Origin of the sequence: Clostridium sp. 1001270J_160509_D11 (genome assembly GCF_015667935.1) — a bacterium.
Lineage (GTDB): Bacteria > Bacillota > Clostridia > Peptostreptococcales > Peptostreptococcaceae > Intestinibacter.
This window is the reverse complement of record NZ_JADPET010000081.1, coordinates 1-12599: the sequence shown is the minus strand read 5'-3', so window position 1 is coordinate 12599 and position 12599 is coordinate 1. Positions and strand designations below refer to the sequence as shown.

General features: G+C 28.7%; 12 protein-coding genes. 8 read left to right on the top strand and 4 right to left on the bottom strand.

Annotated elements, in window-relative coordinates; translation table 11 throughout:
• Window positions 1-164 precede the first annotated feature (164 nt).
• Both I4U58_RS08720 and I4U58_RS08715 read left to right on the top strand, forming a co-directional pair.
• Entirely contained in the window at window positions 165-1097 is a 933-nt protein-coding gene (locus I4U58_RS08720) for an alpha/beta hydrolase (protein WP_195930910.1), read from the top strand.
• Between the two features lie 59 nt (window positions 1098-1156).
• Window positions 1157-1678 (top strand): cob(I)yrinic acid a,c-diamide adenosyltransferase, encoded by a 522-nt coding sequence (locus I4U58_RS08715; RefSeq protein WP_195930909.1) that lies wholly within the window; start codon window positions 1157-1159, stop codon window positions 1676-1678.
• A 25-nt stretch (window positions 1679-1703) separates the two neighbouring features.
• Here I4U58_RS08715 and I4U58_RS08710 read toward each other — a convergent pair whose 3' ends face one another.
• The gene (locus I4U58_RS08710) at window positions 1704-2702 is read right to left on the bottom strand and encodes a glycosyltransferase (protein WP_195930908.1); all 999 of its coding nucleotides are present in this window, start codon (window positions 2700-2702) and stop codon (window positions 1704-1706) included.
• 299 nt (window positions 2703-3001) lie between these two features.
• On the opposite strand from I4U58_RS08710, the gene I4U58_RS08705 reads away from it, so the two are divergent.
• The 5 genes from I4U58_RS08705 to deoD all read left to right on the top strand — a co-directional run bounded on the left by I4U58_RS08705 (window position 3002) and on the right by deoD (window position 7882).
• Window positions 3002-4222 (top strand): RtcB family protein, encoded by a 1221-nt coding sequence (locus I4U58_RS08705; RefSeq protein ID WP_195930907.1) that lies wholly within the window; start codon window positions 3002-3004, stop codon window positions 4220-4222.
• A 68-nt stretch (window positions 4223-4290) separates the two neighbouring features.
• Window positions 4291-4716, top strand: a complete 426-nt coding sequence (locus I4U58_RS08700; RefSeq protein WP_195930906.1) for a hypothetical protein — start codon at window positions 4291-4293, stop codon at window positions 4714-4716.
• 279 nt (window positions 4717-4995) lie between these two features.
• Complete coding sequence (locus I4U58_RS08695) at window positions 4996-5691, top strand: response regulator transcription factor (RefSeq protein WP_195930905.1); 696 nt, start codon at window positions 4996-4998, stop codon at window positions 5689-5691.
• On the top strand, window positions 5681-6820 hold the full coding sequence (locus tag I4U58_RS08690) for a HAMP domain-containing sensor histidine kinase (RefSeq protein ID WP_243269592.1): 1140 nt from the start codon (window positions 5681-5683) through the stop codon (window positions 6818-6820). The genes I4U58_RS08695 and I4U58_RS08690 overlap by 11 nt, the downstream gene beginning before the upstream one ends.
• Before the next feature lie 342 nt (window positions 6821-7162).
• Entirely contained in the window at window positions 7163-7882 is a 720-nt protein-coding gene (gene deoD, locus I4U58_RS08685; protein WP_195930903.1) for a purine-nucleoside phosphorylase, read from the top strand.
• Between the two features lie 373 nt (window positions 7883-8255).
• On the opposite strand, the gene lexA is transcribed toward deoD, so the two are convergent.
• A complete protein-coding gene (gene lexA / locus I4U58_RS08680) occupies window positions 8256-8897 on the bottom strand; it encodes a transcriptional repressor LexA (RefSeq protein WP_195930902.1) in 642 nt (213 codons plus the stop codon).
• Between the two features lie 202 nt (window positions 8898-9099).
• Entirely contained in the window at window positions 9100-10365 is a 1266-nt protein-coding gene (locus tag I4U58_RS08675; protein WP_243269591.1) for a tyrosine-type recombinase/integrase, read from the bottom strand.
• Window positions 10366-10567: 202 nt separating this feature from the next.
• Here I4U58_RS08675 and I4U58_RS08670 point away from each other — a divergent pair, with 202 nt between their 5' ends.
• Complete coding sequence (locus I4U58_RS08670) at window positions 10568-10930, top strand: C-GCAxxG-C-C family (seleno)protein (RefSeq protein ID WP_195930901.1); 363 nt, start codon at window positions 10568-10570, stop codon at window positions 10928-10930.
• A 455-nt stretch (window positions 10931-11385) separates the two neighbouring features.
• Here I4U58_RS08670 and alr read toward each other — a convergent pair whose 3' ends face one another.
• The gene (gene alr, locus I4U58_RS08660; RefSeq protein ID WP_243269590.1) at window positions 11386-12537 is read right to left on the bottom strand and encodes an alanine racemase; all 1152 of its coding nucleotides are present in this window, start codon (window positions 12535-12537) and stop codon (window positions 11386-11388) included.
• Window positions 12538-12599 lie beyond the last annotated feature (62 nt).

Sequence of the window (12599 nt, the reverse complement as noted above, 5' to 3'; positions counted from 1 at the left end):
CCGATCTATAGTTGTAAAATATCAAGAATATGGATAAAATTTAAATATATTTAATCAATATAAACCTAAGCAAAAGACAGAGTCTACACAAATATATAAAATTTTAAGAAGACAAAGTCAATAGCTATAGACAAAGTGAATTAATTGAAAGGATAGGGAATACAATGACTTTAAAAATTTGTTTGGCAGTAATTATAACATTATTACTTGTATTAATAATTGCATCAATTTTTGTCGGAAACTTTTTTTACAACTTAGCTATAAATCCAAATTCATCAAAGAAAATGATTTTTAGCAATGATGGGCTAAGTCACCACGAGCTAACACCAGAAGAAGAATGGCTTGAAAAATCATCTAAATTTGAAGAAGTATTTGCAACTTCATTTGACGATCTTAAATTACATGGTTACCAAGTACTAAACAAAGACACACATAAATGGGCAGTGACTGTTCATGGATATATGGCAGATGCATTTAGCCTTAGTACAAAGGCTTTTCACTACTATAACGAGGGATATAATGTATTAGCTATGGATTTAAGAGGACATGGAAAAAGCAAGGGAAATTATATAGGAATGGGATATCACGATGCAAAAGATCTTATAAAGTGGCTTGAATATATAATTTCAAAAGACAAAGAAGCTGAAATATTAATACACGGTGTATCTATGGGAGCTGCAACTGTTATGATAGCATCTTCACTAGATAATCTACCTCAAAATGTAAAAGTAATAATAGAAGACTGCGGATATACGACAGCTTTGGAACAATTTAAATATCAATTAAAAAAATTATTTAATATGCCGTCATTTCCAATATTAAATATAGCAAATTTAATGGTAAAAATAAAATCAGGATACTTCTTAAATGACGCATCTCCAATAGAGGCAGTAAAAGAAGCTAAAGTTCCTATTATGTTTATACATGGAGATGATGATAAGTTTGTACCATTTTATATGCTAGACGAGCTTTATGAAGCATGTAGCAGCGAAAAGCAAAAATTAGTTATACATGGGGCGAGCCACGCACACTCAGAAGACGAAAATCCTGAAAAGTATTGGAAGGAAGTCGACGCATTTATAAATAAATATATATAGAGTATAAACTACATCTAAAATATGATTTATACTTAATAAATTGAGAAAGGGGTTAATAGATGAAAATATACACTAAAAGCGGGGACAAAGGGACAACTTCCTTAATAGGAGGAAACAGAATAGAAAAAGACAGCATAAGAGTAGAGGCTTATGGAACAATAGACGAATTAAACTCTTATATAGGTCTTTGTTATCATTATTTAAAAAATGAAGATAGAGATGCTTTGAGAAAAATCCAAACTAAATTATTTGATGTGGGGGCAGAGCTTTCATCTTTAAATTATAAAAGACTAAAAACCATTTTAACAAGTGAAGATGTAGAAGAATTAGAAAATTTAGTAGATTATTATACATCAAAAGTAGAAAAAATAAACGAATTTATAATACCAGGAACATCTCTTTGCTCAGCTAATTTACATATAGCGAGAACAATATGTAGAAGGGCAGAAAGAAGGATAACTACTTTATCAAAACAAGATGAAATAAATCCTGAGCTTCTAAAATATATAAATCGATTATCCGACTTTTTATATATACTAGCTAGATATAGCGAAGACGATATAATACCGATAAAATTTTAAAATATAAGAAAACTCCAAAGTTTATTTACTTTGGAGTTTTTGTATTTAGCTTCCTATTAAGTATTGGTACTTTAACGCTTGAAGAAAGCACATTGTAATTTAATATCTCTTCTTGTGTCATTAAGAAGTTATCTTCTCTACACGCTCTTATAAACACTTTTGTAGAGTAGATGTTTTGAGCTAATAGTTTTAGTGAAGGATGTTCTTTAAATAACATTAAAATCACAGCCAACATAACTATATAGACTTTAAGCGATAAATAGAAAAAGTGGCGTTTAAATTTATTATATTCGCCAGATTCTTGTAAAAATAGACGAATAAGAGCATAAGCCTTCATATAATCATTTTGTGTTTGTAGAGATATACTTCTAACTATGCTTGTCTTTCTAATTCTGTAGTAATATAGTGCGTCGTTTATAACGGCTATTTTATCAGCTTTATACATTAATTGTGACATAACAGCAAAATCTTCAAATTTCATATTTGGAAATGTGCTGTAGTTTTCAAATATTTCTCTTTTCCATAATTTATTCCATAAATAAGAATGAATTAAGTTATCTGGAATTAATCCCTTTAATATTTCATGTTTATCAAATACACCCCTTCTAAACTTGTAAAGCACAGGTTTAGCTAGATTTATTTGTTCGTAATATCTATAAAAATTGCAAATTACTATATCGCTTCTAGTATCTATAGCTGCGTCATATAATCTGCTTAAGTAGTTTTCTCTTACAAAGTCATCACTATCTAAAAAAGCTAGGTATTCACCTTTTGCGTGCTTTAGTGCAGTATTACGAGTTGTTGCAACACCGCTGTTTGCTTGATTTATTACTTTTATTTTTGAAGATTTATTTTCATATTCCCTTAAAATCTCAATTGAGTTGTCACTAGACCCGTCGTTTACACATATAACCTCATAAGCTTTAAAGTCCTGATTTAATATAGAATCTAGACAGCGAGGTAAGTATTGTGCTGTATTGTAAACAGGTACAATAACACTAATTTTTGGATTTATAGTATTCATAAGTCACCGCCTTAATAATATTTTAATAAAGTATATAATACCAACCTTTTAATAAAGTATATCATACAACCCTTATATCTAATCTTACAGTTTTATTACAAATACGTAATAAAATTGACAGTTTTACTTACATAATGGATGAATAAATATATTTTAAGGCTGTAAAACTAAGATAATAGGTGGATTTAATGCTTGTAAAAAACTTAAATATTTGTAATAAGTTTAAATAGATGAAATTTAAATTTGTTATAATAATATTAATATATAACTTAATTTTTAAAAATTAAAGGGGTGTTTTAATGATTATAAAAGGCGATTTTAATGAAGCTGAAGTATTTACAGAGAATATAGATAAAGAGACAATATCTCAAATAAAACAGCTTTTAGATCAAGAATTTGTTAAAAACTCAAATATTAGGGTTATGCCAGACTGTCACAAAGGAGCAGGATGTGTTATAGGTACAACAATGACTATAAAAGATAAAATCGTACCTAATTTAGTTGGAGTCGATATAGGATGTGGAGTTTTATGTGTTGAGCTTGGAGATATAGACTTAAACTTAGATAAAATAGATGATTTTATAAAAAACAACATACCTCATGGATTTAATATAAATAACAAAGCAGTAGTAGATTATATAGACAAAATATTGAAAATACGCTGTATAAATAATATTAAAAAGAAACCAGAGGAATTTAATAGAGCATTAGGCTCACTTGGAGGCGGTAACCACTTTATAGAAATAGACAAAGATGATTTTAACAATAAATACTTGGTTATCCACTCTGGAAGCAGAAATATAGGGCTACAAGTAGCAAAACACTACCAAGATGTAGGATATAATAATTTAAATTATAATAATGGTGAATATGAAGAAAAATCAAAAGAAATAATAGAAAGCTATAAAAAATCAGGCAAGAAAAAGAAAATTGAAAAAGAGCTTAAAAAGTTAAAAGAATCTCTTAAAATAGAAAGCAAAATACCAAAAGACTTATGTTATGTACAAGGACAAGACCTAGATGATTATCTTCACGATATGGACATAGTTCAAAGATATGCATCTAAAAATAGAGAGCTTATGGCAGAGAAAATTGTAGAATTTATAGGACTTGATTACGAAAGTCTAAATAAATTTGAAAGTATACATAATTATATAGAAGTAGACAAGTATATGCTTAGAAAAGGTGCTATTTCTGCATATGAAGGAGAAGATGTTCTTATTCCGATAAATATGAGAGATGGGGTTATTATCGGAAAGGGCAAGGGCAACCCAAATTGGAATTATTCTGCACCACATGGAGCAGGGAGAATACTTTCGAGGGCAGAAGCTAAAAATAAAATCCATATGAATGATTATAAAGCTTCTATGAAAGATATTTTTACAACTTGTGTAAATGTATCTACACTAGATGAAGCTCCACAGGCGTATAAACCGATTGAAGAGATAATAAACAATATAACAGACACAGTAGATATCAAAAAAATCATAAAACCAATATATAATTTTAAAAGTAATTAAGTGTAAATATGCTTAATTTTGGGTAAAAATATATAAAATACAATTTGGTTTTATTTAGGGGGGATAATATGGAACCATTAGTAGTAATAATACAAGGTAGACAATTTAAACTTAAAAATCTAAATAATTTAGTGGCTTCAATATTTGGAGAGAATTATTTTGATTTATCACAAGACGAAAGGCTAAAAATCAGATATGAAAAATCACATGCTATAAGCAAATTTCATAAAAATCTACCAATAGTGCATACAGAAAAGGGGACATACGGAGACGATTTTGAAATAATCAAAAAAGATTACGACTTTGAAAATGCCTTTATAATAGACGATGATTATTCATATATACTGTCTTTATGTAAGATAAATAGCTTTATGTTACTTGAAGTCAGAAATTCAAATATATTTACAGGGTTAATCGATAAAAACAAGATAAAAGACGATTTAGTAATAGTAAATCACTTTGCAAAAGATATTTTAGAAGAATTATATCATTAGTAAGTTATTGATATATTGTTATTTAATTATTAATAACTTATTAGTTAATTGATTAAGATAAGCTTACAATATAATATAAAATAGTTTAGTAAATATAAAGGGGATAGGTTTACATAATCTAATTACAGTGAACTTATTCCCTTTATATTTGAAATGACAAAAATGTAATTTAATATTTTGTAAAAATAATTTATAATTATGTAAGAATATATTATAGATATTTATTATATTAACTCAATATATGGGTTATTATATATTGAGGAGGAAGGATGGTATAATTTGAATAATAAAATTTTAGTTGCGGATGATGAAAAGGAAATAAGAGACTTACTTGAGATATATCTTATAAATGAAGGCTATAAAGTTATAAAAGCACAAGATGGACAAGAAGCTTTAGATATAATAGATAAAGAAGAAATAGATTTATTAGTTTTAGATATAATGATGCCTAGAGTTAACGGTATAGAAGTATGTAAAAAAATAAGAGAAACAAAGAATATACCTATATTAATGTTAAGTGCAAAATCTGAGGATATGGACAAAATACAAGGTCTTATGACAGGTGCAGATGATTATATGACAAAACCTTTTAATCCATTAGAATTTACAGTAAGGGTCAAAGCACTTCTTAGAAGAAGTTATTACTTAAACAACAATAGCTCTTCTGAAGAATCGGATTTAATAAATGTAGGTTCGCTTACAATAGACAAAACTAGACATAGAGTAGTGGCAGCGGGGGAAGAGATATCTCTTACAGCTAGAGAATTTGATATACTATATCTAATGGCTAGTAACAAAGGTAGAGTATTCTCATCTGAAGAAATATTTGAAAAAGTATGGAAAGAAAAATACTTCCAATCAAATAATACTGTTATGGTCCATATTAGTAGACTTAGAGATAAACTTGATAAATGTTTAAATGGTGAAAAAATAATTCATACAGTATGGGGAGTTGGTTATAAAATTGAAAAATAAAAAGGCGCTTTACTACGCCATATTACCTATAGCTTATTTTATTTTAAGCCTTACTTGTGTATCTATTACTTTTGTAGTTTTAAAGATAATTTTAGATATATACTACAGATATAATAGTCAATATGGTGGAACTTTAATCGATGCAATAAAATTCTTTATGCTTTTTAAAGCGCAAAGTGGATTAGACCGCAATTTAAATTACGTTATAATCGCAATATGCACATTAATAGTATACTACTTATTTATGAGAAAGACATATGTCGGTTTAGCCAAAATTGTAAATGCTACAAACCAAATGGCAGCTGGAGACTTGGACAAGGTTATAGAGATAGATTGTAAAGGAGATACAAAAAAATTAGGAGATAATATAAATATAATCTCAAGCCTTTTAAAAGATGTAACTATACAAGAGAGAAAAGCACAACAGACAAAAGCCGACCTTATAACTAATGTATCACACGATTTAAGAACGCCTCTAACTTCTATAAAAGGCTATTTAGGACTTATAAATGGAGATAATTATAGAGATGAAGTTCAACTTAGATATTATGTAGATATAGCATATGAAAAGTCTAAAGAACTTGAAGTACTTATAAACGACTTGTTTGAACTTACAAAAGTCCAAAATAACTCTATTACATTAGATAAGATAGATATAGACTTAGTCGAATTATTAAATCAAATTATATTCCAATTTGGGTACCAATTTGAAAGTGAAAAAATAAAAGAAAGAAGCTTCTTTTCAGAAGATAAACTGATTATCTCTGCAGATCCAAATAAATTAGTTAGAGCATTCCAAAATCTAATAAATAACGGAATTAAATACGGAACAGGAGAATTTCTCGATATATACGCATATAAAAAGAATGATTATGCAGTAGTGGATGTAATAAGCTATGGTAATCCAATACCAGCAGTTGAGCTTCCGTATATATTTGATAAATTTTATAGAGTAGATAAATCTAGAAATAAAAATGACGGTGGCTCAGGGCTAGGCCTTGCGATAACAAAGAGTATAGTATCGCTTCATGGAGGGATTATAACTGCTCAAAGTGATGGAGAAAAAACTATATTTAAAGTTATGTTGCCGCTATTAAAAGATAAAATCAAGATTAAAAAAGAGTCGTAAAATGATATTTTACGACTCTTTTTTAATCTTGATTTTAGTCTGACTATATTTACACACTCACTTACATACTTAATAAAACACCAGCTATGTGGATTGGAAAATGATGGTTATACTAAAAATCACCTTTTTGGTATATTTTTTTGTATATAATGTAGTTATTTAGTCTACAAATACAATAAATAAAGCTGATTAAATGAAACTAGAAAAAATTAACAGGTGTTATTTGTATATTATATATACATCTAATTTAAGATATAATATATAATATAATATTGTAGTAAAGTTATAAAAATAACTACTATGAACATATTAAAGTAATTTACATTCTAGGAGGAAATCGAAATGAGTAAATCACCAGTTCCAACTCCGCATTTAGAAGCTAAAGTTGGAGACATAGCAGAAACAGTATTATTACCAGGAGATCCACTAAGAGCTAAATTTATAGCTGAAACTTTCTTAGAAGATGTTGTTCAATACAACACTGTAAGAGGTATGTACGGATATACAGGATACTACAATGGTAAAAGAGTATCTGTTCAAGGTTCAGGAATGGGTATGCCATCAATGGGAATATACTCTTATGAGTTAATACACTTCTACGGTGTTAAAAACCTTATAAGAATAGGTTCTGCAGGAGCTATAAGCGATAAATTAAACTTACATGACGTAGTAATAGGTATGTCAGCTTCTACTGATTCAAACTATTCATCTCAATACAACTTACCAGGTACATATGCACCTACAGCAAGTTTCGAATTATTAGAAAAAGCTGTAAATGCAGGTCGCGAATTAAATATAGAAACAACTGTAGGAAACATAGTATCAAGTGATGTATTCTACGGAGATAATGGACTTGAAGGATTTAAATCATGGCAAAAAATGGGCGCTCTTTGTGTAGAAATGGAAGCAGCAGCTCTTTACATGAATGCAGCTAGAGCAGGAGTTAACGCTCTTTGTATAGTAACTATATCTGACTGCCCATTAAGAGGAGAAGAAACTACATCAGCTGAAAGACAAACTGCTTTCACTAACATGATGAAAATAGCTTTAAGCTTAGCTTAATAATAAGATTAATAAGCTTTTTAAAAAGGCATGTATCTAGATTTAAAGATATATGTCTTTTTTATTTATTTTAATATTAAATTATGATTATTTTAAATACGAAACTTAAATGGTTTTGTTCGTTATAGTGCGTATAATTTTTAAAGAGGTAAAATTCTTACCTGCGGTATTTTTTATATTTTAACGAATGATAAGTAGGTTGTATGATTTTAATATACGGAAAGTAGTTATAATGAAATATTTATATGAAAAATAAAAGATTTTTATTAAATTAAAAATCATTATGTTCATTGCGCCAACTAAAATGTATAATTTCCTTACAATAAAAATAAAGCCTACTAAATATATTAAGTAAGCTTTATCTTATTTCGCATTAAAATACTCTAAATACTCCTGTAACAGTTCCAACAATTTCAACATCTCTTTCGTTTAAAATGATAGGGTCCATAAAGTCATTTTCAGGTTGAAGTCTAACGTTGTTGCCTTCTTTGAAAAATCTCTTTACAGTAGCAGATTCTTTATTTACTAAAGCTACTACTATTTGTGAGTTAGAAGCTGTAGCGCCTTTATCTACTACTACATAGTCGTTATCTAAAATACCGGCATTTATCATACTTTCACCTTTTACTTTTAGTAAGAATGTGTCAGTACCTTTGATAAGTTGTGCTGGTAATGGTATATATTCTTGGATGTTTTGTTGAGCAAGGATTGGTTCTCCAGCGGTTACTTGACCTACTAGAGGTAAATTGATCATCTCTTGCATTACAGTATTGTTATTGTTTGCAAATACATTACCACCGTCTAGTATTTCTATAGCTCTAGGTTTTGTAGGGTCACGTCTTATATATCCTAATTTTTCAAGTTTATTTAAGTGAGAATGTACTGTAGAAGTAGACTTAAGTCCTACTGCTTGACATATTTCTCTAACTGAAGGCGGATAACCTTTGGCTAGAAGTTGTTCCTTAATAAACTCTAGAATCATGAGTTGCTTGTTAGATAATTCACTTGAACTCATTAAAATCACTCATTTCCTTGTTTATTTGTAAAGTTATCTATACTTTGACTTTACTTTATTATATTGTACCATAATGTTTTTTTTTATACAAACATTTGTTCTGATTTTTAACAATTTTTATAATCTAAATTATCTATAAGTATTATCTATAAGTTGCTCATCAGATGATCTAAATAATATCGTATATATAGATATATATTATTTATTCGGATTTATCTTTATCGCTATTATCCTGATTGCTATTATCTTGGTCATATGATTTATCATAAGCTTCATCATCTAGAGAATTTCCAATGTGTCCTAAATCATTATCAACTTGAATATCTTCTAAAGTAATATCTTGAGGTTCTTCGTCTAACCACTCAAAATTATTAACTATATCGCGTTTTATGTTTTTCTTGTGTGCAGCGTATAGTTGGGTCGTTGTCACGTTGTCGTGGTCTAATAACGCCTTTACATCGTATATAGAAAATCCAGATTGAATTAGAGAAGTAGCGGCTGTTGCTCTCAGCTTGTGAGGGGAATAGCCCTTGTCACGAGATGTATTCATACAAATAGAAGTATATTTCTTAACAAGCTGTCTTATTGCCCTCGATGTAAGTCGTTTTTTCTGTAATGATAAAAATAACGCATCTTTAACTTCTTCATCTAAATCGTCTGACTTTGGTCTTTCACAATTTATATAATCTATTACTACAGTTTCACAAGTCTTATTTATCGGCATTAAAACTTCTTTGCCACGTTTTCTATATATTTTAAATTCGCCCCTTGAAAAATTAAACGAAGATATATTTAGCTCACGAAGCTCGTTTAATCTAAGTCCATATGTGACAAATAAAGCGAGTATAGCCTTGTCACGCAGTTTTGTCTTTTCCCAATATACTTTTTCTTTATCTGTTAAGCCCTCGCCGCTTTCAACAGCTTCTAACATTATCATAACTTCATCAATGTCAAGTCTCTTTATAGCGTCTGGTTGGGGCTTAGGAAGCTTTATAGGATTAAATCCATCTGTTATGTTAGTAGGTAGCTGCTCATTTCTATATAAGAATTTAAATAGGGTAGAGAGAGATGATTTTTTTCTAGCTAAAGCTCTATTGTTGTTTTCATATACAAATGTGTGATCTTCTCTTTCTTTATAGTATCTAGGGCAGAAATCGCCTAAGAATAAATTTATATCTCTTGATTTTATATTTTTAAAGTCTTCTATAGTCAAGTCTTTTATATCATCTTTATCTGTAAGTCCGCTTTCACTTACTATATAGTCGCAGAAGAATATAATATCTTCTAAATAAGCTGCTCTTGTCGAAACTGCAACAGAACCTTTTAAATATACAAAGTAATCTTTCATAAAAGAAGGCAGTCTCTTTTCGTATTTTATAGCCTTTTCGATTAGCAAATGGTCTCTAAGTACGATATTATCCGGCTTATCTGATTTGTTGCTTATTTTTAATTCTTTTTTATCACTCAATTTACTACCTCCAATAAGTAATGTTTTAATTTGAATTAAATATATGTATTTATATTTTCTATTATTCTATCATTGAAAATAGTTTACTTCAAATATAAATATTGTGTAAATAAAATTATGAAATGTGATAAAGTCATAGACAAAATAAATTATAGGTGTATAATATATTTTGCATAATAATAATTATATAAAGGAGAGTAAAATGACAGAACCATCAGTTTATCATAGTCAAGGATATAATTGTGCTGAAGCATTAATAAAATCATATAACGAGGAACATAATACAGATATACCGATAGCACTTGGGAGTGCAATGGGTACTGGGATGTCTGTAGGAAGTTTATGTGGTGCTGTAAATGCTGCAGCAATGATAATTGGATATGTAAAGGGGAGAGAAAGCAACCAAGATATCAATGTAGCTAGAGCTTATTCAAGAGAGTTAATGAAGAATATAAGAGAGAACTTCGACTCTGAAATTTGTCTAGAGCTTAAACAAAATAAAGTGAGTTGTGAAGAGATAATTGATCATTCATATGAAGCTTTAAAAGAGTTATTAAGTAAATAGATATTGTAAGCTCAAATATAAATTTACGAAATAAGAGGTCTATATATTAATTTATTAAGTTAATATATAGACCTTTAATATTTCTTTCAAAATATAGATATTATATAGATGTATATGTATTTGATATTAGGCTATTAATTAGTTTATTATTTAATTAATAGAACATTAAAATAAAGGCTTTTGAAGTAGAGTCAGTATTATTTATATAACTATGAAGCTTATTGCCTTTAAAGTGTATTACCTCGCCTTCTTTTGCGCTATATTCATTTCCATCCATAAGTAAAGTTAGCTTGCCAGATGTTATTAGTGCATATTCTTCAACTCCGTCAAAATGAGATGAAGGGTTTGTTTGTGATTGTGGTTTATCTTAAAAATATTTAAAGGCAGTTAACATTATACATTAACTGCCTTTAAAATTTAATATACTTTAATTTGTTTATTTAATAACTCATATTTTATAAATAACATTTACTATAAGTATTATCACCTAAGATATAATCTCTAGAAACCCTTCTAGAAACGCTGCATAATACTTCATAATTAATAGTTCCACGTCTAGAAGCTAAGTCCTCTGGTGTAACTCCAGCTTCATCTCCCATTATTAAAACTTCGTCTTCTATATTTACAGATAAATTTTCTGGGATTTTAACCATACATTGATCCATGCATATTCTTCCGACAACATCACATAAAACGCCGTTTATCATTACTTTAGGGTTATTTTGTGTTCTATCAAATCCATCAGCATATCCTATAGCAAGTGTAGCTAATTTAGACTCTTCTTTAAACTCATAAGTATATCCATAGCTTACTTTTGTTCCAGGAGATACTGTTTTTATGTTTGTTATTATAGTCTTAAGTGCCATAGCAGGTTTTAGCTTCGTATTTTTAGAAACTTCATCAGATGGATAGCATCCATATAAACCTATACCAAGACGTACCATATTAAATCCTAGTTCTTTTAAATCTATAATAGCAGCTGTGTTTGATACATGTTTAAAGATTATATTTACATTAGCTTTATCTAAAGCAGATATAACTTTTTTATATCTTTCTAATTGTAAATAAGTTTCTTTTTTGTCAGTTTCATCAGCAGTAGCGAAATGAGTGTATATACCGTCTAAATTTAAGTTTTTCATCTCACTAAGTTTTAAAATATCTTCTATAGTAGTTTCTATATTATTTTCATCTGTTACAAATCCAAGTCTGCTCATACCAGTATCTAATTTTATATGTATACTAGCTTTTTTGCCTAACTTTTCGGCCTTTTCGTTTATCATTTTAGCCATTTCATAAGAATACACAGTTATCCCAATATATCTATGTATAGCTTCTTCTATATCACATTCAGATATATAACCCATACAAAGAATAGGAGTATGGATGTTATTGTTTCTAAGTTCGATAGATTCTTCAAACCTAGCTACTGAAAAATAATCTACTTTTTCTTGTTGTAACATTTTTGCAACTTCAACAGCTCCATGGCCATAAGCATCTGCCTTTACAACACAACAAACCCTTGTATCAGGTTCTAATGTGTTTTTTAGCGAGTGGAAGTTATGTTTTATATTATTTAAATTGATTTCTGCCCAAGTTCCTCTTTTCATATTTAAAATACCTTCTTTCATATTTTAATATTTGATGTTGATTTTTAAATATTTAAATAAAA

Coding starts and splice junctions, on each gene's coding strand:
- I4U58_RS08720 (WP_195930910.1), top strand. CDS start 165: ATGACTTTAAAAATTTGTTTGGCAGTAATTATAACATTATTACTTGTA.
- I4U58_RS08715 (WP_195930909.1), top strand. CDS start 1,157: ATGAAAATATACACTAAAAGCGGGGACAAAGGGACAACTTCCTTAATA.
- I4U58_RS08710 (WP_195930908.1), bottom strand. CDS start 2,702: ATGAATACTATAAATCCAAAAATTAGTGTTATTGTACCTGTTTACAAT.
- I4U58_RS08705 (WP_195930907.1), top strand. CDS start 3,002: ATGATTATAAAAGGCGATTTTAATGAAGCTGAAGTATTTACAGAGAAT.
- I4U58_RS08700 (WP_195930906.1), top strand. CDS start 4,291: ATGGAACCATTAGTAGTAATAATACAAGGTAGACAATTTAAACTTAAA.
- deoD (WP_195930903.1), top strand. CDS start 7,163: ATGAGTAAATCACCAGTTCCAACTCCGCATTTAGAAGCTAAAGTTGGA.
- lexA (WP_195930902.1), bottom strand. CDS start 8,897: ATGAGTTCAAGTGAATTATCTAACAAGCAACTCATGATTCTAGAGTTT.
- I4U58_RS08670 (WP_195930901.1), top strand. CDS start 10,568: ATGACAGAACCATCAGTTTATCATAGTCAAGGATATAATTGTGCTGAA.
- alr (WP_243269590.1), bottom strand. CDS start 12,537: ATGAAAAGAGGAACTTGGGCAGAAATCAATTTAAATAATATAAAACAT.